Origin of the sequence: Leifsonia sp. Root1293, assembly GCF_001425325.1 — a bacterium.
Lineage (GTDB): Bacteria > Actinomycetota > Actinomycetes > Actinomycetales > Microbacteriaceae > Orlajensenia.
Window position 1 is genome coordinate 1682141 of the sequence record NZ_LMEH01000001.1, and the last position, 19065, is coordinate 1701205.

The 19065-nt window shown below is 67.8% G+C and carries 24 protein-coding genes and 1 pseudogene; 9 read left to right on the forward strand and 16 right to left on the reverse strand.

Annotation, left to right across the window (positions count from 1 at the left end):
• Positions 1-91 precede the first annotated feature (91 nt).
• Entirely contained in the window at positions 92-955 is an 864-nt protein-coding gene (locus tag ASC59_RS07885; RefSeq protein ID WP_200942351.1) for a GNAT family N-acetyltransferase, read from the forward strand.
• A gap of 81 nt (positions 956-1036) precedes the next feature.
• Positions 1037-2812, forward strand: a complete 1776-nt coding sequence (locus ASC59_RS07890) for a thiamine pyrophosphate-requiring protein (RefSeq protein ID WP_055820482.1) — start codon at positions 1037-1039, stop codon at positions 2810-2812.
• Positions 2813-2829: 17 nt separating this feature from the next.
• Here the strand turns inward: ASC59_RS07890 and ASC59_RS07895 are convergent, their stop codons facing one another.
• Positions 2830-3198 (reverse strand): VOC family protein, encoded by a 369-nt coding sequence (locus tag ASC59_RS07895; RefSeq protein ID WP_055820486.1) that lies wholly within the window; start codon positions 3196-3198, stop codon positions 2830-2832.
• Positions 3199-3262: 64 nt separating this feature from the next.
• On the opposite strand from ASC59_RS07895, the gene ASC59_RS07900 reads away from it, so the two are divergent.
• Positions 3263-3736: a MarR family winged helix-turn-helix transcriptional regulator gene (locus ASC59_RS07900; RefSeq protein ID WP_055820490.1), complete on the forward strand. Its 474-nt coding sequence runs from the start codon at positions 3263-3265 to the stop codon at positions 3734-3736.
• Positions 3737-3769: 33 nt separating this feature from the next.
• Here ASC59_RS07900 and ASC59_RS07905 read toward each other — a convergent pair whose 3' ends face one another.
• The gene (locus ASC59_RS07905; protein ID WP_055820493.1) at positions 3770-4180 is read right to left on the reverse strand and encodes a hypothetical protein; all 411 of its coding nucleotides are present in this window, start codon (positions 4178-4180) and stop codon (positions 3770-3772) included.
• 52 nt (positions 4181-4232) lie between these two features.
• Here ASC59_RS07905 and ASC59_RS17370 point away from each other — a divergent pair, with 52 nt between their 5' ends.
• Positions 4233-4778 carry a TetR/AcrR family transcriptional regulator gene (locus ASC59_RS17370; RefSeq protein ID WP_055820495.1) on the forward strand — a complete coding sequence of 182 codons (546 nt, stop codon included), beginning with the start codon at positions 4233-4235 and terminating at the stop codon, positions 4776-4778.
• A 48-nt stretch (positions 4779-4826) separates the two neighbouring features.
• Here ASC59_RS17370 and ASC59_RS17760 read toward each other — a convergent pair whose 3' ends face one another.
• The 6 genes and pseudogenes from ASC59_RS17760 to ASC59_RS07935 form a co-directional block, all read right to left on the reverse strand.
• Complete coding sequence (locus ASC59_RS17760) at positions 4827-5045, reverse strand: VOC family protein (RefSeq protein WP_327063396.1); 219 nt, start codon at positions 5043-5045, stop codon at positions 4827-4829.
• Between the two features lie 245 nt (positions 5046-5290).
• A pseudogene (locus tag ASC59_RS17765) lies at positions 5291-5533 on the reverse strand (4a-hydroxytetrahydrobiopterin dehydratase); the annotation flags it as partial.
• A gap of 112 nt (positions 5534-5645) precedes the next feature.
• Entirely contained in the window at positions 5646-6347 is a 702-nt protein-coding gene (locus ASC59_RS07920; protein WP_055820497.1) for a phosphotransferase family protein, read from the reverse strand.
• A 65-nt stretch (positions 6348-6412) separates the two neighbouring features.
• Complete coding sequence (locus tag ASC59_RS07925; protein ID WP_055820500.1) at positions 6413-6871, reverse strand: SRPBCC family protein; 459 nt, start codon at positions 6869-6871, stop codon at positions 6413-6415.
• The gene (locus ASC59_RS07930; protein WP_055820503.1) at positions 6871-7203 is read right to left on the reverse strand and encodes an ArsR/SmtB family transcription factor; all 333 of its coding nucleotides are present in this window, start codon (positions 7201-7203) and stop codon (positions 6871-6873) included. The genes ASC59_RS07925 and ASC59_RS07930 overlap by 1 nt, the downstream gene beginning before the upstream one ends.
• Positions 7181-7870 carry a DUF998 domain-containing protein gene (locus tag ASC59_RS07935; RefSeq protein WP_055820506.1) on the reverse strand — a complete coding sequence of 230 codons (690 nt, stop codon included), beginning with the start codon at positions 7868-7870 and terminating at the stop codon, positions 7181-7183. The genes ASC59_RS07930 and ASC59_RS07935 overlap by 23 nt, the downstream gene beginning before the upstream one ends.
• 152 nt (positions 7871-8022) lie before the next feature.
• Here ASC59_RS07935 and ASC59_RS07940 point away from each other — a divergent pair, with 152 nt between their 5' ends.
• Positions 8023-8415, forward strand: coding sequence for a hypothetical protein (locus ASC59_RS07940; RefSeq protein WP_055820509.1), 393 nt, complete (start codon positions 8023-8025; stop codon positions 8413-8415).
• A 30-nt stretch (positions 8416-8445) separates the two neighbouring features.
• On the opposite strand, the gene ASC59_RS07945 is transcribed toward ASC59_RS07940, so the two are convergent.
• Positions 8446-9327: a sigma-70 family RNA polymerase sigma factor gene (locus ASC59_RS07945; RefSeq protein ID WP_055820512.1), complete on the reverse strand. Its 882-nt coding sequence runs from the start codon at positions 9325-9327 to the stop codon at positions 8446-8448.
• Between the two features lie 76 nt (positions 9328-9403).
• Here ASC59_RS07945 and ASC59_RS07950 point away from each other — a divergent pair, with 76 nt between their 5' ends.
• The gene (locus ASC59_RS07950; RefSeq protein ID WP_055820515.1) at positions 9404-10207 is read left to right on the forward strand and encodes an SDR family oxidoreductase; all 804 of its coding nucleotides are present in this window, start codon (positions 9404-9406) and stop codon (positions 10205-10207) included.
• A gap of 31 nt (positions 10208-10238) precedes the next feature.
• Here ASC59_RS07950 and ASC59_RS07955 read toward each other — a convergent pair whose 3' ends face one another.
• On the reverse strand, positions 10239-11060 hold the full coding sequence (locus ASC59_RS07955) for a helix-turn-helix transcriptional regulator (protein ID WP_055820518.1): 822 nt from the start codon (positions 11058-11060) through the stop codon (positions 10239-10241).
• 138 nt (positions 11061-11198) lie between these two features.
• Between ASC59_RS07955 and ASC59_RS07960 the strand changes: the two genes are divergently transcribed.
• Positions 11199-12149 (forward strand): SDR family NAD(P)-dependent oxidoreductase, encoded by a 951-nt coding sequence (locus ASC59_RS07960; RefSeq protein WP_055820521.1) that lies wholly within the window; start codon positions 11199-11201, stop codon positions 12147-12149.
• Positions 12146-13003: an NAD(P)-dependent oxidoreductase gene (locus tag ASC59_RS07965; protein WP_055820524.1), complete on the forward strand. Its 858-nt coding sequence runs from the start codon at positions 12146-12148 to the stop codon at positions 13001-13003. The genes ASC59_RS07960 and ASC59_RS07965 overlap by 4 nt, the downstream gene beginning before the upstream one ends.
• Before the next feature lie 34 nt (positions 13004-13037).
• Here ASC59_RS07965 and ASC59_RS07970 read toward each other — a convergent pair whose 3' ends face one another.
• Entirely contained in the window at positions 13038-13598 is a 561-nt protein-coding gene (locus tag ASC59_RS07970; RefSeq protein WP_055820527.1) for a Chromate resistance protein ChrB, read from the reverse strand.
• A gap of 214 nt (positions 13599-13812) precedes the next feature.
• Here ASC59_RS07970 and ASC59_RS07975 point away from each other — a divergent pair, with 214 nt between their 5' ends.
• Positions 13813-14169, forward strand: a complete 357-nt coding sequence (locus tag ASC59_RS07975) for a DUF7882 family protein (protein ID WP_055820529.1) — start codon at positions 13813-13815, stop codon at positions 14167-14169.
• A gap of 53 nt (positions 14170-14222) precedes the next feature.
• Here the strand turns inward: ASC59_RS07975 and ASC59_RS07980 are convergent, their stop codons facing one another.
• The 5 genes from ASC59_RS07980 to ASC59_RS08000 all read right to left on the reverse strand — a co-directional run bounded on the left by ASC59_RS07980 (position 14223) and on the right by ASC59_RS08000 (position 19010).
• Complete coding sequence (locus tag ASC59_RS07980) at positions 14223-14840, reverse strand: class I SAM-dependent methyltransferase (protein ID WP_055820532.1); 618 nt, start codon at positions 14838-14840, stop codon at positions 14223-14225.
• Positions 14841-14868: 28 nt separating this feature from the next.
• Entirely contained in the window at positions 14869-17145 is a 2277-nt protein-coding gene (locus tag ASC59_RS07985) for a heavy metal translocating P-type ATPase (protein ID WP_055820535.1), read from the reverse strand.
• Entirely contained in the window at positions 17142-17468 is a 327-nt protein-coding gene (locus ASC59_RS07990; protein ID WP_055820538.1) for a heavy-metal-associated domain-containing protein, read from the reverse strand. Before ASC59_RS07990 ends, ASC59_RS07985 begins: the two co-directional genes overlap by 4 nt.
• Before the next feature lie 25 nt (positions 17469-17493).
• Entirely contained in the window at positions 17494-17775 is a 282-nt protein-coding gene (locus ASC59_RS07995; RefSeq protein WP_055820541.1) for a metal-sensitive transcriptional regulator, read from the reverse strand.
• 68 nt (positions 17776-17843) lie between these two features.
• Positions 17844-19010: a low temperature requirement protein A gene (locus ASC59_RS08000; RefSeq protein WP_055820544.1), complete on the reverse strand. Its 1167-nt coding sequence runs from the start codon at positions 19008-19010 to the stop codon at positions 17844-17846.
• Positions 19011-19065 lie beyond the last annotated feature (55 nt).

The window sequence follows — 19065 nt, forward strand, 5'->3', positions numbered from 1 at the left end:
CGGTTGTCAAGGCCATGGTCATCCCGATGCGGTCGGTGCCTACTGGAGGAGCAACGGCGCAACCGCATCCCGAACACACGGAAGGCAGAGCATGACACGCACCGAGTCTCCCCGTGGCGACGAAGCGTTGGCCGGGGCTGGATCGCGAACCGAGAATCGTCGACTCGCCGTCATTCCCGGGCGCCCGACCCCGACCCCGACCCGGATCGCCCGAGTCGTGCCCTCCCGTCGCACCCCAGGCCTCGTCGGTGTGCTGGAGCGTGTGAAGATGCGCCTGGCAGCTGGCCGGGCCGAGCCATTCGCCGCGCTGCTGCGCCGCCCTCGCTTCCTGCGCGGACCCCACATCGAGACACCGGTGGATGCGGCTCCCCTGCGCACGCCCCGGCTCACGCTCCGCCCCTACCGGATGAGCGACGCTCCAGCGTGGTTCGCGTTGCAATCCGACCCCGCCGTCGTCCGCTACCTCCCGTGGCCGATCCGCACCCGTGATGAGTCACGCGCGCACCTGCGTCATCGCACCCGTCACACGCGCCTCTGGCAGACCGACGACATACTCGCCCTCGCGATCGAGCACGAGGGCAGGCTCATCGGCGACGTCTGCCTGCAACTGCGCGCGGTGAACCGGAACGCCCGCACAGTCGAGATGAGCTGGATCATCGACACGGCGAACGGCGGCAACGGCTATGCCACCGAAGCAGCGCTCGCGATGGCTCAACTGGCGTTCGCCACGGTGAACGCCAGGATCATCACCGCAGTGATCCATCCCGACAACGCGAGGTCCATCGCCCTGGCACAACGCCTCGGCTTCCGTGAGACCCATCGAGACGACCACAGCATTCTCATGACTCTCAGCATCATCGACTTCCTCGACAATCTCGCCGCGAAGCCGCACCTGCGGTCGCTTCTCGGTATCGCGTCCGCCCAACGCGCTCACGAAGACCGGTGGCACCGCTGACCGAAGCACGCGGTCCTGTCAAGGTCATGGACGCACCGATCCGACCGACTTAGCGTGGCGCGGGTGGAAAGGGGACAGACCATGAGCTCTGGCACTGTGGCGGACGTCATCGTCGCTCGGCTGAAGGAATGGGGCGTGCAGCGGGTGTTCGGGTACAGCGGGGACGGCATCAACGGGCTGATCACGGCACTCGATCGCGCCGGGAACGAACCCCAGTTCTTCCAGGCCCGACACGAGGAGAACGCCGCGTTCATGGCAGTCGGCCAGGCGAAGTTCACGGGTGAGGCCGGTGTCGTCATCTCCACCCAGGGCCCCGGTGCGGTGCACATCCTCAACGGGCTCTACGACGCCAAGCTGGACGGAGTTCCGGTCGTCGCCATCGTCGGTCAGCAGAAGCGGAGCGTTCTGGGAGCCGGCTACATGCAGGAGGTCGATCTTCCCGCGTTGTTCGCCGACGTGGCGGGATACAGCCAACTCGTGTCCAGCCCGGAGCAGGTGCCATTCGTCATCGACCGGGCTTTCCGCACAGCGTTGGCCACGCAGTCGCCCTCCGTGGTGATCCTGCCGCACGACGTCCAGACGGCCGAAGCGTCGGAGCCCAGCCACGAGCACGGCGCCATCAACACCGAACCCGAATACCGGCAGCCCCGAGTTCTGCCGAACGACGCCGACCTCGAGGCCGCCGCCGAGGTGCTCTCGAGCGGACGGAAGGTCGCGATGCTCGTGGGTCAGGGAGCCCGGCAGGCATGGCCGAGCGTTGTGGCCCTGGCAGAGCGGCTGGGTGCCGGAGTGACCTGCAGCCTGCTCGGCAAGCCCGTCGTGGACGAGCGCCTGCCGTTCGTCGCGGGCACGATGGGACATCTCGGCACGACGGCCAGCGCGTTCGTCCTCGGGGCGTGCGACACCCTCCTCATCATCGGATCGAACGATCCGTGGACGGAGTTCTATCCGGCGCCGGGCCAGGCCCGGGCCGTGCAGATCGACATCGACGGACGATTCATCGGCAACCGGTATCCCGTCGAGGTGGGACTGGTCGGCGATGCGGCCCTCACCCTCGATGCGCTGCTCCCGCTCATCACCGGCGAACCGGACGATTCCTGGTCGGCCGAGGTCACAGACGCAGTCAGCCGGTGGCACCGCATTCGTGAGCAGCGGTCGCAGGTGCCCGCGGATCCCGTCAACCCGGAAGCAGTCCTGGCGGCGCTGAACCCCCGGGTGCCGACAGATGCCCAGATCGGCCTCGATGTCGGCAGCGTCGTCTACTGGTATGCGCGCCAACTCACGCTGCCGTCCGGCGTGACAGCTCATGTCTCCGGCACCTTGGCGAGCATGGGGTGTTCACTCCCCTACGCGCTGGCGGCGAAGTCGGCGAACCCCGACCGCCCCACGATCGTCCTGACAGGCGACGGTGGTTTCCAGATGACGGGAGTCGCCGAGCTCCTCACGCTCAGTCGTGAATGGAGACGGTGGAGCGACCCCCGCTTCGTCATCTGCGTGCTCGCCAATCAAGATCTGGCGGAGGTCACGTGGGAGCAACGGGAGATGGAGACCAGCCCACGATTCGCTGCGAGTCAGGAACTGCCGTCGTTCCCCGCGGCCGAGTACGCCCGGCTGCTGGGTCTCGACGGCGAGACGGTGTCCGATCCATCCCAGCTCGCTTCGGCGTGGGATCGGGCACTCGCCTCGGACCGGCCCTACCTCCTCGAGGTGATCACCGACCCCGGTGTGCCTCTGCTCCCTCCGTTTCCTGCCGGAGAGCAGAAGCTCACGGGCATGTTCGAGGCGCTCGAGGCCGAAGGCGAGAGCGGACACCATGCCGCAGAACTGCTGCGGGTCTACGCGTCACACGAGCGGTAGCGTCCGCATCCGTCGCTTCAGGAGCGGTCGTGCAGGGTGATCAGGTAGCCGTCGGGATCGGCGAAGGTGAACGTTCGCCCGAACGGGCCGTCGATCGGTGCCGAGGTGATCGTGTGGCCGCCTGCGACGAGGGCATCATGGATCTCCTGGACCCCCGTGGCGTGGAGCCAGATCGCCGCGCCGATGCCGGGCTGCCCGACGGACTCCAGATCCGTGCCGGGGACGATGTCGCGGAGGGCGAAGGCGATCGGCGTCGTCTCGAAGACGACGGCATGCGGAGGACCTGCCTTCGAGCGCACGAGTCCGAGGTACTGCTCGTAGAACGCCTGCGAAGCGCCGAGGTCGCTGGTCTGCAGGGAGATGAAGTCTGGGCCGGTCACGGGCATGGGTGGTGCTCCTTCGATGCGTGTCAGTTTTCTGACATCCATGAATGTATGTCAGAATACTGACATGAGTCAAGACGGAGGCGGCGTCGATCTGCAGACGTCCTTGGGATACCTGCTGAAAGAAGCCTCGAGCGCCCTGCGAGCGGCCATGGAGGCGCAGCTTCGGCCGCTCGGAATGACGGTGACGCACTACTCCTGCCTCGAACTGCTCGCACAGCGACCCGGCCTCTCCAACTCCGAGCTTGCGCGGGGAACGTTCGTGACACGGCAATCCATGAACGTGCTGCTGCAGAACCTGGAACGCGACGGCTTCGTGACCAGGGCCTCGGAAGCCCGCGTGGGGAAGGTGCTGCCGACGCGACTCACTCCCCTCGGACGACGAAGCCTGGAGCAGGCCACCGTCGCTGTCCGGTCCATCGAGGTCACGATGCTGAGCGGCCTGACCCGAGATGAGCAGGCGATCACCTTCACCGCCCTGCAGAGCATGGTCACGGCGCTGCGCGGCGAGGATGGACGCGACAGGACGCACCCGGGCTAGCGGCGATGCGCGCGCCAGATCCCGGATGGCGTGTCAGGCGACGGATGCTGCGATGCACGCCGCGAGTGCGGCGAAGTAGACGACGCCGGCGAACAGCGCGTGGAATGCCACGGTTCGCGGCATCCTCCCGGCGAACACTGCAGCGATCGCTGCGCCGTAGCTGGGCCAGAAACCGGGTGCGGATTCGACAGTGCGCTGCCACCGCTTGATGAGCATCGAGTCCCCGACGGCATTGCCGACGGACATGACCACGAATGCCGTCCACGCAGCCCAGACAGAGCCCGCGATCACGAACACACTCCACAACGCGACCGTGAGCAGGCCGGCCGTGACGTGCGCCACCACCACCCGCCCACCGGGCCGCTTGCCCTGCATCCACCTGATGAGCAGGGCGACTCCGGCGCCCGCCTGAACAAGCATCAGCCCGAGGACGATGTACGGCATGACACCGAGGATACTACTAACGTAGTGAAATCACTACGGATATAGTTCTCCCGTGGCCAAGACGAACCGGGAACGTGCACTCGATGCCGCGATCGCCCTCCTCGCGACCGGCGGCGTCAGGGCTCTGACGCACCGACAGGTCGACCTCCGCGCCGGTCTGCCCGACGGGTCGACATCCAACTACTTCCGCACCCGCTCGGCTCTCTTCCAAGGAGTGACCGAGTACATGGTGACCGTCGAGCTTCCCGTGGTCGCCGACAGCACCCGCCAACCGTCGCCCCGGGAATTCATCGACGGCCTCGTCGACCTGTACGGATTCCTGACCGGACCCAACCGGCAGATGACAGCCGCGCGACTGGCACTCTTCGTCGAAGCCGGTCACGACGACGAGCTGCGGGCGCTGCTCGCCGGTGGCCGACGCCAGTTCATCGTCCGGCTGCGGTCGCAGTTCGTCGCACTCGGTGCACCCGATCCTGATCGGGCGACCCAGCTGCTCGCCGTCTGCTTCGAGGGGCTCTTCCTGCACGAGATCGCGGGCCACGCCAACGTCGACGCCGCCTCGGTCCTGGATGCGGCCGTCAGAGCGTCGCTGCCGTGACGGCATCCGAGCGCGTCTCTCGTCGAGCTCGAGCCCTCCGCGACGCCGTCAGGATGTGGCCGTAGCCGCAGCAGCGACGGCGAGGACACCCGTGTTGCCGTCGTGATCTGCGATCACCGTCAGCGACGGTGCCTCGCTGTCATCGACGACGGTTCCCCCAGCGGCGATCGCGGCGGCGAGTCGCAGTTCGGCCACTTCAGGCGCCACATAGACCTCGATGTGGAATCGCTGCCCGGGAGCATCGCCGTCAGCGCGTCCCCGAACCACAGGTTCGGCACGCGCCCAGTGGCGTCGCGGATCTCGTCACTGGGAGTTCCGCGCCCCTGGGCCGCTGCATCCCCGGTCAGCAGGGCGGCCCACACAGGGGCGATGGTCGCGGACCGCCCGGTGTCGAGGCCGAGTTCGATCACACTCACCGCGGTCGGATCGGACTCGAGCCGGTGGGCGGCAGCGATCTCGGTGATGCGTCGCGCGAGGTCGACGTCCTGCTGGGTCACCCACTGGACGACGTGCTCAGTGCCGTCATCCTCGCGGTAGACCGCGTTGTCGCTGACGAGCTTGAGATCGACGCACCCTGCGGCCATCGACACGGTCAGGTGCTGTCCGACGACGTCGCCCGCCTCCGCCACACCGGCGACGAACCGTGCGCCGGTGGCGAAGTCGTCGATCAGATAGCGCGCGTGGAGCCCCTGCGCCAGCTTTCGCCAGTCGTCGAGTCCGGCCTCGGCGATCTCCTCGCGCGTGAGCATGTCCATGTCGGCTGCACTCCCATCCCTGATTGCCCAGCAGCGATCGAGACCACCATCCGCATCGACGCCGCCCGTGTGGCATCCAGTCAATCCGATACAGGGCGCCCGCGGAAGGGTTCTAGTCGGCTGGCCAGCTCTCGAGCTCCGACGTCAACAGGTCGAGGTACTCGGGAGGTCCGGCCTCGGAGAACCACAACCAGAGCTCGGCGGCGTGAATCGACGTCCACGCCCGTACCGTTGCCCGATCGCCACCATACGCGTCGACGATGGCGTCGAAGGAGCGCGCATCCTTGCGGGCAGCGCCCCACGCAGCACGCGACAGCTCTCGAAGCGGGTCGCCGAGGTGCGCAGCCTCCCAGTCGATCACAGCGGTGATCTCGCCGTCGATCGTCAGGAGGTTGCCGTCGGTCCAGTCGCCGTGACAGAAGACAGGGTCGCGAGCGGGTGGCAGCGCGAACGGCAGTGGCGGTCCACCGGCATCCCGGTAGCGGCGGATGATGTCCGCATCGTCTGGGCCATGCGGCAACCCGGGTGGAGGCGGCATCCCATGAAGACGACGGAGCAGAGGCGCCGAAGCCCGCAAGGCCCCGATTCGCGCGTCGGCAGGCAGACTGTCCAGCCGCTCGCCACGCATGTGCGTCATGAGGATCGATCCCGCCTCCGCCTCCACCAGTTCGGGAACCGGCAGGTCGGAGCGCGCGAGGGCACGCAGCGCCAACACCTCCGTGTCATGGCGCATCGGATCGGCCATCCGCTTCTCGACCAGAGTGCGTCCTGCGCGCTCCACCAGGCGCACCGTGCCGACGGCTCCCTGCAGCATCGGTCCATTGTGCACGGCAGCCGGGGAGCACGGGAAGGGGGCGCCACCCGCTCTGCGCGGGCCGACTACGGCAGTTGGAGGTAGGCGGTGATTCGTGCGAGCGCCCCGTTCCACACATCCTCGACGAAGAAGTCACGGATCTCCGGTGCCGGGAACCCGGTCTGCACGACGGTCATGCGAGTGCCGTCGCCATCCGCATCGAACGTGATGGTGATGCGGGTGGTCATCGTCATCCCGTCGGGGCTGCTGCCGGTGGACTCGGTCACCAGGCGGTGGGGCCTGTCGATCTCGAGGAAGGTCTGGGTCTCGCGGAACAGAGTGCCGGCATCCGGCCCCCAGACGGCGGTCTGCGTGCCCCCGACACGGAGGTCGACATCGATCTCGACGATGCCGGGTCGCTCGTCGAGAATCGAGAACCAGATCTTCTGCTTCTCGGCATCGGTGTAGGCGTCGAACACCTCGTCGGGTGTCGCGGGCAGCATCCGCGTGATGCGGAGCTCGAGCGGCGCGGTCGTGTCGGTCATCAGTCGGTTCCCTTCTGCAGTGTGAAATACGCGTCGAGGCCATCGAGACGGCGCTCCCACAGGCGCTGGTAGAAGCTGATCCAGGCCGAGACGTCGTCCAAGCGCTCGCTCCCGAGGCTGCACTGGCGCGTGCGGCCGATCTTCTCCGTCGTCACCAGTCCCGCGGCTTCCAGGACGTGGATGTGCTTGGCCATCCCCGTCACCGTCATCCCGGCGGCCGTGGCCAGCTCGGACAGCGGCAGGCTTCCTCCGCCCAGTCTGTGCAGCACATCGCGACGATTGCTGTCTGCCAGCGCGGCGAAGGCGCGATCAAGTTCTGCTTGTTGAACCATGTGGTTCAGCGTAGTCCAGCCGGGCTGCCGAGGCGCGATCGGATGCCGGACCGCGCTCCCGGAGCGCATTCGCGGCGACGACGGAGACCAGTCCCAATTCGATGCTCGACGAGAGCACGAGCCTGATCGCGAGGTTCTCCGGGTCGCCCAGTCCGGCCACGAGCACCGCCAGCATGACCGCGATGATGCATCCGGCCGCCCATCCGCGTCGGCGATCGCGTGCGAAGCTCACGGCGAGCAGGATGCCGGCCGCGATGAACGCGATCTGGGTGAGGAGGAACCCCACCTCGTGCACCGCGCCGTGCCAACTCATCTCCGGCGCGCCGGCCGGTGCCCCTTCCGGGAACCCTGCACCGGCGTCTGTCGCGAACACTCCGGAGACGACCAGGCCGACACCCATCAACACGACGAGTGAGCCGATCCACCGGGACAGTCGCCCTTCTCCGAGCGCTCGGCTCAGGCCGATGCCGCCGCCGATGAGGAGAAGACCGACCAGGACGAAGGCGATTACCTGCACCCACCCCCAGTCGCCGAGACTCAGCAGGCTCATCGGATGATACGTCGGCCGGAAGCCGTCCCTGGAGAACGCCTGCACGGCCCAGAAGACCAGGAACAGAGGCGTCGCCGCAACGGCACCGGTGAGCAGAAAGCGGGATGACGTCGACATCGAGATCTCCTAACAGTGAACTGATTGGTTCATTGTTACACACTGAACCGTTCGGTTCAACAATGACGGGATGGAGACGCGTCCGGGTCGGATGCCGCCCAGCGGACGCGGCCGGAGCCAGCCCTGTCGGCTGGCCGGAATAGGCTCGCGACGTGGCCACTCTCGATCACGTCCGCCGTATCACCGGGGAGCTTCCCGCGAGCGAAGAGCGTCAGACGACCAGCGGTGCGACGTGGTTCGTTCGCGGCAAGCCGTTCGTCTGGGAATGTCATCCGTGGCCGAGCATTCCCGAGGACATGCGCGCGATCATCGCCGCGGAACTCGTCGTGGGCGTGAAGGTCGCCGACCGCGTCGATGCTCTCGCCCTCATCCAGATGCAGCCCGACGTGTTCCTCCGCACAACGACCCGGTGGGGCGAACCCAAGGTCGCATTCCGCATGGCCCGCATCGACACCGACCATCTGGGCGAGCTCGTGATCGACGCCTGGCGGGTGCAAGCTCCGAAGTACCTGCAGCGGAGTCTCGACGAGGGAGACGCGTTCTGACGCGTCGAGATCGTCCGGACTCCCGTGCGGCTACTTCCCGTGGGGGTCGATGATGTCGGAGACGGCGAGTGCGGCGAGTCGCTCGGGGTCTGCGAGCACCTCGAGCCGCACGATCCTGTCGCCCTCGAGCTCGAACGCCATGATCGACACGATCCTGCCCATCATCACCGCAGCGACGCCGGGCCCACCATCGATGAGGATCGGCGTCGAGTGGGCCGCGAGACGAGCCGACAGCACCGCCTGACCGGCGATGTCCTGCGCCCCCTCCACCAATTGCGTCGTGGCGCCGTAGTCGGCGCGGAGGACGGCGTCGTCATCGAGCAGGGACAACAAGGCTCCGATGTTCCCCTCCTGAGCGGCCGCCAGCCAGGCCTCGACGATGCGCCGTCCCCGCTCCCGACTGGGCCGCGCAGGTTCCTCGGCGCCGCGCACCCGCCGACGCGCGCGGGATGCGAGCTGCCGCACGGCATCCGGAGAACGCTCGAGGATGACGGCGATCTCATCGAAGGGCTGATCGAACACGTCGTGCAGCACGAACGCGATCCGCTCAGCCGGACTCAGCATCTCGAGCACGACGAGGAGGGCGACGCTCACCTGGTCATTGCGTGCGGTGAGTTCTGCGGGGTCCGCCTCGACCGCTGCAGGTTCGTCCCGCCACTCCTGCACCTGCCATGAATGTTCTCGTGTTCTGCGGGGTGCTCTGAGAATGTCGAGGCTCACCCGGGACACGACGGTGGTGAGCCACGCCGCCAGGTTGTCGATGCCGTCGGCGTCCGTGCGCTCCAACCGAAGCCAGGTCTCCTGCACCGCGTCGTCGGCATCGGCGGGAGATCCGAGGAGCTTCGTCGCGATGGCTCGGAGCCGCGGACGCTCGGTCTCGAATCGCCGAGCGAGCAATCTCGGATCGGTCATGTCACATCTCCTCCGTGTCGATCGTCGCAGTGTCGACGAGGGAACACCCTCGGTTGTGACACGAAAGGACGACGCCATGGATTCACCCGTGCTCGTGACCGGAGGCACCGGAACCATCGGCAGCCGTGTCGTACCCATGCTCCATGACGCAGGCCGCGAGGTGCGGATCTTCACGCGACATCCTCGCGCGAACGCGGTCGGCATCCGACATGTCGGGGGTGACACCCGCACCGGGCGTGGACTCGCCGAGGCGCTGGACGGCGTGGATACCGTGCTCCACCTGGCCGGCGGCGCCAAGGGCGACGACATCGCCGCCCGGAATCTCGGCAGGGCCGCGGATGCTGCAGGCGTGCGCCATGTCATCCTCATCTCCGTGATCGCTGCGGATCGCATGCCCATCGGTTACTTCCTGGCGAAGGCGGATGCCGAGCGTGCGATCGTCGGATCGGGTGTGCCGTGGACGGTGCTGCGGGCCGCGCAGCTGCACGACTTCGTCCTTCCCATCGTGCGCGGGATGGCACGCCTTCCCCTCCTGCCGACCCCCGGGGGCCTGCGCTTCGAACCGGTCGACGTCGACGAGGTCGCCGCACGGCTGGCCGAGCTCACGCTGGGCGCACCGGCCGGCCGTGCCGCCGACATCGCAGGCCCAGAGGTCCTGGACATCCGCCAGTTGGCCGATGCGTACGCGAAGGCGAGGGGAACCCACTCCCGGCACGGAGTCCCGATCCGCGTCCCCGGCCGGATCGGCCGCGCCTACCGTGCTGGCGAGAACCTGGCCGGAGAACGAGTCCAGCGCGGCGAACGCAGCTGGGACGAGTTCCTGGGCCGCTGGGCGGCAGCCGATGGCGACGTCTCCTCTCACCTGACGCGCGAGCAGTGACGCCACGGATCACGCCGATCCGGCAACGATCTCAGGCCGAGCGCAGGCGCTCCAGACGGTCTCGGGTCGGACTCCCGGGATCAGCGTGGTAGATCACGACGACCTGCCCGGTCGCCGGTGCGGCCACGGCCAGCTTCTCGTAGCGGAGGTCGAGCTCGCCGACGAGAGGATGGTCGATCACCGAGCGGCCTTCGCCCTTGGGCCGCACCTCGTGCCTGGCCCACAGGCGCGCGAATTCCGGACTCTCCGCCGAGAGTGACGACACCAGTTCGGCGAGCCGCGGATCGTCGCGCTCGGCGCTGGTCTGCGCTCGGAGGCCAGCGACCGTGGCCGCCGTCATCCGCGACCAGTCCCGCCAGAGCTCCTTGACCTGCGGGTCGAGGAAGGCGGCGCGAACCAGGTTCACACCCGGCGTGAACACGGGCGCGAGTCTCCGGGCGAGCTCATTCGACGCCAGGACGTCGAGCGTTCGGCCCTGGACATAGGCAGGCGTACCGTCCCAGGCCTGGAGCAGCTGGCGCAGGCCGATGCTGACGGACTCGGATTCACGCGTCGTCGATTGCGCAGTCGCGTGGGGACGCGCGAGTGCGAACAGGTATGCCGTCGCGGAGTCGTCCAGGAGCAGCGCGCGGGCTAGGCCCGCCAGAACCGAGTCGGACGGGTTCTGGTCCCGCCCCTGCTCCAACCGGAGGTAGTACTCACTGCTGATACCGGCGAGCCGCGCCGCCTCCTCCCTGCGGAGTCCGGGGACGCGTCGCCGCTTCGTCGGCGCGATTCCGACATCCGCCGGTCGCAGCTGTGCCCGCCGGGCGCGCAGGAACTCCCCCATCGGGTTCTCCTCACCCACGCTCATGCTGCAACCGTACTCGGCGGTCGACGACGCCCATCCTGCCCCTGCTGGTACCAGGAAAACCGGGGACATCCTCGGCGGGACTGGTGAACGGGGAGCGTGCGTTCCACCGCAATGACAGTCAGAGCTGAAGGAGCACACATGTCACTCATCACATCATCGTTCGGGTTCGATTCCACGGCCGAGGAGGTCGCGAACGGGATCGACCTCACGGGCAGGCGAGCCGTCGTCACCGGTGCGGCATCCGGGATCGGGATCGAGACGGCCAGAGTGCTGGCATCCCGCGGTGCCGACGTCACGCTCGCGGTACGGAATCCGGATGCGGGCCGCCAGGCAGCGGAGAGGATCATCGCCGAGACCGGCAACCCCGCCGTGCACGTCGCTCGACTGGACGTCGCCGACCTGGCGTCGGTCGAGCGCTTCGTGGCCGACTGGAGCGGTCCGCTCCACATCCTGGTCAACAACGCGGGGATCATGGCAACGCCGGAAGAGCGCACGGCCTCCGGGATCGAACTCCAGTTCGCGACGAACTTCCTCGGGCACTTCGCGCTCGCGGTCGGACTGCACGACGCGTTGACCGAGGCCAGAGGAGCCCGTGTGGTGTCCCTCAGTTCGAGTGGACACCTGATCTCCCCGGTCGTCTTCGACGACATCGATTTCCGCTTCCGTCCCTACGACCCGCTGCTGGCGTACGGCCAGTCGAAGACCGCGTCCGTGCTCTTCGCCGTCGGGGCCGCGAAGCGGTGGGCTGACGACGGCATCACCGTGAACGCCGTGATGCCCGGAGCGATCGCGACGGGCCTGCAGAAGCACACCGGTGGACTCAAGACACCGCCGGAGGGACGCAAGAGTGTCGAGCAGGGCGCCGCGACCAGCATCTTCGTCGCCACGTCTCCCCTCCTCGAGGGAATCTCCGGCCGGTACTTCGAGGACAACAACGAGGCGGTCACGGTTCACGACGGCAACGGCTGGATGTCCGGCGTCGCCGCCTACGCGCTCGACGAAGCGAACGCCAACCGACTGTGGGACCTCGCCCTGCAGCTCATCCAGCCGGGACGCGGCACGGAATCTCGACAGGAGGGAACACGATGACGACATCCGAACCCCGTTCCGTCGGGTTCATCGGGCTCGGCGATCAGGGCGCGCCCATGGCTCGAGCACTCGCGGACTCGCAGTACGAGCTGCACGTCTGGGCCCGTCGGCCGGCGTCGGCCGACGCCCTGAGCGCAGGCACCTTCGTGTCTCACGACGCGGTCGCAGACCTGGGGGCGGCGAGCGACATCGTCCTCCTGGTGCTCCGCGACGATGCCGATGTCGACGATGTCCTCGAGACTCGAGGACTCCTCGCCGCCATGAAACCGGGCTCTCTCATCGTGAATCACGGCACGGGTGACCCGAAGGAGGCGGCGCAGTTCGCCGAGCGAGCCGCAGCCGTGGGCATCGGGTTCCTCGACGCGCCCGTCAGCGGAGGTCGGGCGGGAGCGGAAGCGCGGCAGCTCGTCAGCATCGTCGGCGGAGACCGAGACGCGTTCGAGCGCGCCAGGCCGGTGTTCGAGACCTTCTCCGCGTCCGTCGTGCACATGGGCGGACCCGGCTCCGGTCAGGTCGCCAAGCTGCTCAACAACGCCCTGACCATGACCAACCTGAAGAACGCAGAAGACGTGCTCGCCATGGCAGACGCCATCGGGGTCGACATCGCAGCATTCCGGCGGATGCTGGCAGCCAGCAGCGGCGGCAGTTTCGTCATGCAGGCCCTGGGCGAGCAGATCAGCGCCGACATCGCACCACACCTCCAGGGGTTGATGCGGAAGGACATCGAGCATTTCGCCGATGCAGTGGGCCGCCTCGGGATCGACGTCACGGCCGTGCGCGACCGTGGTCTCGCCGGGGCGGAGGGCCTTCTGGGCGCCGCCGAGCTGGTATCGGCCAGCCTCGCGCGCAGCTGACCGCCCGTGTTCCTGGTCCACGGACCCCCGCGCGTCAGGATTCCGCTGCGGTCGGCAGGTTCGCCGCGAAGACCAGTTCCGAGTAGCCCGACAGTCGCTCGGTCACGTCGTCGAGCCGCCTCGTGGCGTCTCTTCCGATCTCGAGGTCGATGGGGTTCCGCCGCAGGAGGTCGCGGTGCCACCGCCGCAACCGCTCCAGGCTCTGCTCCTCCTCCTCCAGCTCGCCGAAGGTGAACTTCTCCTTCGCGATCTCGCGATCGATCTCGCCCTCGAACTTGCCGCAGTCGGCGATGAACTCGTGCCATTCGTCGGTTCGGGTGGCGATGAACGCGTCGGCCAGAGACGCGACGTCGTCGTCCCCGTGCGACTCCACCCTCAGCACGGTGAGCGAGCCGCCGCCCCTCTCGGCAAGAGAGCGGAGGTCCGGCAGCGGTTCGGTGAATGCGGGGAGATCCGGGATCGCCCACGCTCCGGATGCCGCGGGAACGGCGCCGAGCCTGCGCAGCTCGCGCCACACCGCGACGCGATGTCGCGACGGCTCACTCGGCACGCGAGGAATGACCAGCAGCCAGGCGAATTCGGTATCAATCGTCATGGTAGAACTGTAACAGACGTTACAGTTCTACCTGTGCATGGTCGCCTTCTGTCACCCGGACGTGCATTCCCTCGCGGGTCGGTACGGAGCTCTTTCGCCAGAACGGATGCATCTCCGTAACCGGGTTAGCTACTCTCGTGGTGGGACGGATCCATCCGGGTCCGCACGACGTCGACTCGGTTCGAGGAACGTCGACTCAACGGAGGAGGGTGTCGTGGGACGGTTCATTCATCCAGCAGTCGGTGCGGTCTGGTTCCACGACCGGGTGCTGGCGCACCTGCAGATCGTCATCAGTTCGAAGCTGCGTGTCGGGGAGGGCTTCTTCCTGACCTGGCATGATCACGAGGCTCCCGGGATCGTCGCGAGCAGCGTGTGGATCGATGCGTCGATTCCCATCGGCTTCACGTACGAGCGAACGGCACGCCCCGACATCAACGAATCCTGGCTCGACGTGCTCAAGGAGTCCGCGAGCAGTAACGCCGGTCTGATCCTCACGGACGAAGTCCGGGCCGAGATCCGCGGAGATGCACCGGACCGCTTCAGCTACCTCGAGCCGGGCCACGCAGGGTAGCGCCGACGTCACGACGTCGCTGGAGCGACAACCCCCTCCGTTGAGCGGGCGGATCAGGAGTTGGCGGCCTTCCGTTTCCGGGCGATGATCGCCCCGTGCGGTCGCGGCTTCGGGTCTCGACCCGTTCGGGTGTGCGTCTCCATCACCTCGAAGCCGGCCGCCTGCAACTCGGCCGCGAGGGCCTCGGGGGGCCACCGGTAGGCGGTGACCACCGCATGGTCGAATGGTTCGACGGCCGGCCCGGTGAAGAAGCCCACCAGAAGCAGGCCGTCCGGTCGAAGGACACGGGAGAACTCGTGGAGTGCAGCGCGGAGGGCCGGCGGTTCATCGTGGATCAGGGAGTACCAGGCCAGGATGCCGCCGACACTGCCCGTGGCGTCGGGCAGCCGGTCGATGCTGCCCCGCTCGAACGCCACGTGCGGGAAGCTCTCGCGGGCGTGGTCGATGAACTCGGGCACCTGGTCCAGCCCCCGGGCGTCGTATCCCTGATCGACGAGGTGGGCGGTCCAGTGGCCTGGCCCGCATCCCGCATCCAGGATCGGCCCGTCCACCTCTGCCGCCCACGCTGTGATCAGTTGGAGGTCTGACGCATGGGCGGACGACGTGGAACTCAACTTCTCCACATACTCGGCAGCTCGGTGCGAGTAGGCGGTTTCGACTTCCGACGACATGGATGCAGCCTACGAGGCGCGCGGCGACTCAGGCCGGTTGCGGAGTGAGGCGGCCTGCCGCCACCGCCGCAGCGGCAGAGGCCGGCTGGGAGCGGAAGCCGCGCAGGCGGAGGCTGTTGGTGACCACGAAGACGGAGGAGAGCGCCATCGCGGCTGCGGCGACCAGCGGGTTCAGCAACCCGAGCATCGCGATCGGGATCGCGGCGATGTTGTAGGCGAAGGCCCAGAACAGGTTGCCCTTGATGGTGCCGAGAGTGCGGCGAGCCAGCCGGATGGCATCCGCGACCACGAGCAGGTCGCCCGAGACGATCGTGATGTCGCTGGCCGCGATCGCTGCGTCGGTGCCACCGCCCATGGCGACTCCCAGGTCGGCGGCCGCAAGTGCGGCGGCGTCGTTCACGCCGTCGCCGACCATGGCGACGACCCGGCCCGCGGCCTGAAGGCGACGGATCGCGTCGAGCTTTCCGGCGGGCGTGACGTCGGCATGCACCTCGTCGATCCCGACCTGGGCTGCGATGTGCTGAGCGGCGCCGGCGTTGTCGCCGGTGAGCAGCACCGGTGACAGACCCAGGGCGCGGAACCTGGCGATCGCCTCGACGCTCGTCGACTTGATGGTGTCGGAGACCGCGATGATGCCGAGGAACACGCCGTCGCGGGCCACCGCGATCACCGTGGCACCGGCTGCCTCGAGGGTGTCGGCCTCCCTGCGGTGGTCGAGCGGTGTGGAGACGCTCCACTGGTCCTCGATCCAGCCGGGGCGCCCGGCGACGACGAGGGACCTGTCGATGACGGCCTGCACGCCGAATCCAGCGTGCGACAGGAACGACTCGGCCTGCGGCGGGGTGTCGCCACCGGCGCTCACGATGGCACGAGCCACCGGATGCTCCGACCCCCACTCGACCCCGACCGCGGTGCGGAGCAGATCCTGCGGGGTGATGCCGGATGCCGGCGAGACGGCCGTGACGGTCATGGCGCCGTGGGTCACGGTGCCGGTCTTGTCCAGCACGATGGTGTCGACCTGGCGCGTCTGCTCCAGCACCTGGGGTCCGCGGATCAGGATGCCCAGCTGCGAACCGCGGCCGGTGCCGACCAGCAGCGCCGTCGGCGTCGCCAGGCCCAGCGCGCAGGGGCACGCGATGATCAACGTCGCCACTGCCGCGGTGAACGCGACCTCCAGCGAAGCGCCGACCAGCAGCCAGCCCCCGAGTGCCACCAGCGACAGGACGATCACGATCGGAACGAACACTGCGGAGACGCGATCAGCCAGGCGCTGCGCCTTCGCCTTGCCGGTCTGGGCTTCGTCCATGAGTCGCTGCATCCGCGCGAGTTCGGTGTCGGCGCCGATCCGGGTGATCTCCACGACCAGGCGGCCACCGACATTCACGGTGGCTCCGACCACGCGGGAACCGACGGCCACCTCGACGGGTACCGACTCGCCGGTCAGCATGCTCGCATCGATCGCGGATGCGCCCTCCAGCACAAGGCCATCAGAGGGGACCTTCTCCCCCGGTCGCACGACCACCCGGTCGCCGACCATCAGCTGGGCCACCGGAACCACCTGTTCCATGCCCCCGACCAGGCGCGTCGCATCCTTCGCCCCGAGATGCAGGAGGGCACGCAGAGCTTCGGTGGAGGACTTCTTGGCCCGGGCTTCCGCGTATCGACCGGCGAGGATGAACACCGTCACCAGGGCGGCGACCTCGAGGTAGATCTCGCCGCTGCCCGCTTCCGGGCTGCCGAACAGCGTGAAGGTCATGTGCATGCCCGGCATGCCGGCCGTCCCGAAGAACAGCGCGTAGAGCGACCAGCCGAAGGCGGCGATCACCCCGACGCTGATCAGGGTGTCCATGGTCGCGGCACCATGGCGGGCATTCACGAAGGCGGCGCGGTGGAAGGGCCAGGCGCCCCACACGGCGACCGGGGCGCCCAGAGTCAGGGCCAGCCACTGCCAGGAGGTGAACTGCAACAACGGGATCATCGACATCAGGGCAACGGGCACCGCCAACGCGGTGCTGATGAGCAGCCGTTGCCGCAGCGACACCAGCTCGGGGTCGACCTCGGATGGGGCGGTCGTCGCTTCCTCCATCGCGATCGGTGCTGGAAGGACTGCCGAGTAGCCGGCGGCCTCGACGGCCGCGATCAGCTCCCCCGTCTCGACGCCGTCAGCTCGAACGCGGGCCTTCTCGGTCGCGTAATTGACTGTGGCTTCGACTCCGGGCAGCTTGTTCAGCTTGCGTTCGATCCTCGTCGCGCACGACGCGCAGGTCATGCCCGAGATCTCGAGCTCGACGTCGACGATGCTCATGCCGGGCTGCCACCCACGGTGTACCCGGCCTCCTCCACGGCAGCGCGCACACGCGCAGCGTCGATCGGCAGACCACTGTGGATGGTGACACGCGAGCTGCCGCCGGCGTTCAGGTCGACCGACACATTCTCGACCCCGTCGATCGCCGAGATCTCCTCGGTCACGCTCATGACGCAGTGCGAGCAGGTCATGCCGTCCACCAGCACGTCCTGGCTCGTCGTGGAGGCGGCGACCGGCGTGTCGGCGGTGGATGCCGTGGAGCAGCAGCTGCATCCGGAGGCGGAATCAGTCAGACCGAGGTCGATGCGTTCGTTCGTGCTCATGATGGCGTCCTCTCGGTTCTGGGTGTCAGGAACGGACCAGGCGGGCGATGGCCTCGTTCGCTTCTCGGATCTTCGCTTCGGCAACAGGCCCTCCCTCAGCGGTCGCCTCGGCGACGCAATGCGACAGGTGGTCGGCGAGAAGGGACAGCGCCACCTTCTCCAGTGCACGGGTCGCAGCGGAGACCTGGTCGAGGATGTCGATGCAGTACTTGTCGTTCTCGACCATGCGGGCGATCCCGCGCACCTGTCCCTCAGCGCGGCTGAGCCGCTTCAGAAGGTCATCCTTGTTGCCCGCGTATCCGTTCATGCTTCGATACTATACCCCCGAGGGGTATCACCAGCGAGAATCACTGGGCGCATCACCGTGTCAGCGCGTCACGTCCGCCCGGGCGCTGCGTCGTCGTGCCGGATCCGTCGTGCGTTGGCAGCGGTCAACGCGAGGACGATGGCGATGATTCCGGCAGATGCCGCGACCAACGCTTCAGCCGACAGCTGTGCAGAAAGGGGCACGAGCGCCCAGGGCAACAGGATGCCGGCCGGCGCCCAGGCGGCGATGCTGCGCCACGGAGCACCGTACCGAAGGGACTCGGCCGCGTTCGCCACGAAGAAGAGACTGATGCCGGCACTCAGCGCCACCGCTGCGCCCGATGGAAGATGGTGGCCGGCGTCGGCGACCGCCGTGCCGAGTGCTGAAGCGAAGAGCGTGATGCCTGCGACCAGCAGGAACGGCAGGTACATCACCGTGTCTCGGATGGCGCCGACGCTCCCCCGGGCCTGCAGCTTCTGCAGTCCGTGCTCGGCGGCCGAGGCGGCGTAGGTGAAGTAGATCCAGGCCAGCATCGATACGGCTGCGAAGCCCAGGACTGCGGCGAGGCCCGACGACCAGACCCAGTGCGAGTCGAGCTCGGCGATGATGGTCAGGATCGACTCGCCGAACACGATCACGACGAGCAGTCCCACGCGTTCGGCGAGGTGGTTCACGTCGAGGGCATCTCGCAGCAGCACTTGGTGGCTGTCCAGGAAGCTCAGCAGCACGACCTCGACCGCCACGGCGGCTGCCCAGATCGCGTACTGCCACGGCGGCGCCACCACCATCGAGACCAGCCACAGCACAGCCGGAACGCCACTGTAGAGAACCGAACGCCACCACGGCAGGCCGATCGTTCTGCGGCTCATGAACCACGGCACGGCCCAGATCACCCGGATCAATGCGTTGCCGAACGCGAATGCGCCCGCTCGATCGCCGAGTGCATCCGGGATCGCAGCCGCCATCACCCCGATCGCGACCATGGCGATGGTGACGGAGATCCAGATCGAAGCCGTCACGCGTGCACCGAACAGGTTCATGGTGATCGTCGCGTTCACCCAGGCCCACCAGGCGGCGGCCAGGAACCCTGCGAAGGCGATCCCGTCGATCCACGAGGGATCGCCGTGCATCGTGTGAGCGATCTGGCCGATGTAGGCCACGATCACCAGGTCGAAGAAGAGCTCGAGCCACTGCACCTTTCGACCCGTGCGCGGGATCATCGTCATCGTCGCCATGGCGGGAACCTCCGGAGCAAGCAACGCGAGTGAAGGAGCGGTTGCGCCGAGCCTA

Bases quoted from the DNA above. Each gene is read 5' to 3' on its own strand.
- ASC59_RS07885 (WP_200942351.1), top strand. From the start codon at position 92: ATGACACGCACCGAGTCTCCCCGTGGCGACGAAGCGTTGGCCGGGGCT.
- ASC59_RS07890 (WP_055820482.1), top strand. From the start codon at position 1,037: ATGAGCTCTGGCACTGTGGCGGACGTCATCGTCGCTCGGCTGAAGGAA.
- ASC59_RS07895 (WP_055820486.1), bottom strand. From the start codon at position 3,198: ATGCCCGTGACCGGCCCAGACTTCATCTCCCTGCAGACCAGCGACCTC.
- ASC59_RS07900 (WP_055820490.1), top strand. From the start codon at position 3,263: ATGAGTCAAGACGGAGGCGGCGTCGATCTGCAGACGTCCTTGGGATAC.
- ASC59_RS07905 (WP_055820493.1), bottom strand. From the start codon at position 4,180: ATGCCGTACATCGTCCTCGGGCTGATGCTTGTTCAGGCGGGCGCCGGA.
- ASC59_RS07920 (WP_055820497.1), bottom strand. From the start codon at position 6,347: ATGCTGCAGGGAGCCGTCGGCACGGTGCGCCTGGTGGAGCGCGCAGGA.
- ASC59_RS07925 (WP_055820500.1), bottom strand. From the start codon at position 6,871: ATGACCGACACGACCGCGCCGCTCGAGCTCCGCATCACGCGGATGCTG.
- ASC59_RS07930 (WP_055820503.1), bottom strand. From the start codon at position 7,203: ATGGTTCAACAAGCAGAACTTGATCGCGCCTTCGCCGCGCTGGCAGAC.
- ASC59_RS07935 (WP_055820506.1), bottom strand. From the start codon at position 7,870: ATGTCGACGTCATCCCGCTTTCTGCTCACCGGTGCCGTTGCGGCGACG.
- ASC59_RS07945 (WP_055820512.1), bottom strand. From the start codon at position 9,327: ATGACCGATCCGAGATTGCTCGCTCGGCGATTCGAGACCGAGCGTCCG.
- ASC59_RS07950 (WP_055820515.1), top strand. From the start codon at position 9,404: ATGGATTCACCCGTGCTCGTGACCGGAGGCACCGGAACCATCGGCAGC.
- ASC59_RS07955 (WP_055820518.1), bottom strand. From the start codon at position 11,060: ATGAGCGTGGGTGAGGAGAACCCGATGGGGGAGTTCCTGCGCGCCCGG.
- ASC59_RS07960 (WP_055820521.1), top strand. From the start codon at position 11,199: ATGTCACTCATCACATCATCGTTCGGGTTCGATTCCACGGCCGAGGAG.
- ASC59_RS07965 (WP_055820524.1), top strand. From the start codon at position 12,146: ATGACGACATCCGAACCCCGTTCCGTCGGGTTCATCGGGCTCGGCGAT.
- ASC59_RS07970 (WP_055820527.1), bottom strand. From the start codon at position 13,598: ATGACGATTGATACCGAATTCGCCTGGCTGCTGGTCATTCCTCGCGTG.
- ASC59_RS07980 (WP_055820532.1), bottom strand. From the start codon at position 14,840: ATGTCGTCGGAAGTCGAAACCGCCTACTCGCACCGAGCTGCCGAGTAT.
- ASC59_RS07985 (WP_055820535.1), bottom strand. From the start codon at position 17,145: ATGAGCATCGTCGACGTCGAGCTCGAGATCTCGGGCATGACCTGCGCG.
- ASC59_RS07990 (WP_055820538.1), bottom strand. From the start codon at position 17,468: ATGAGCACGAACGAACGCATCGACCTCGGTCTGACTGATTCCGCCTCC.
- ASC59_RS07995 (WP_055820541.1), bottom strand. From the start codon at position 17,775: ATGAACGGATACGCGGGCAACAAGGATGACCTTCTGAAGCGGCTCAGC.
- ASC59_RS08000 (WP_055820544.1), bottom strand. From the start codon at position 19,010: ATGGCGACGATGACGATGATCCCGCGCACGGGTCGAAAGGTGCAGTGG.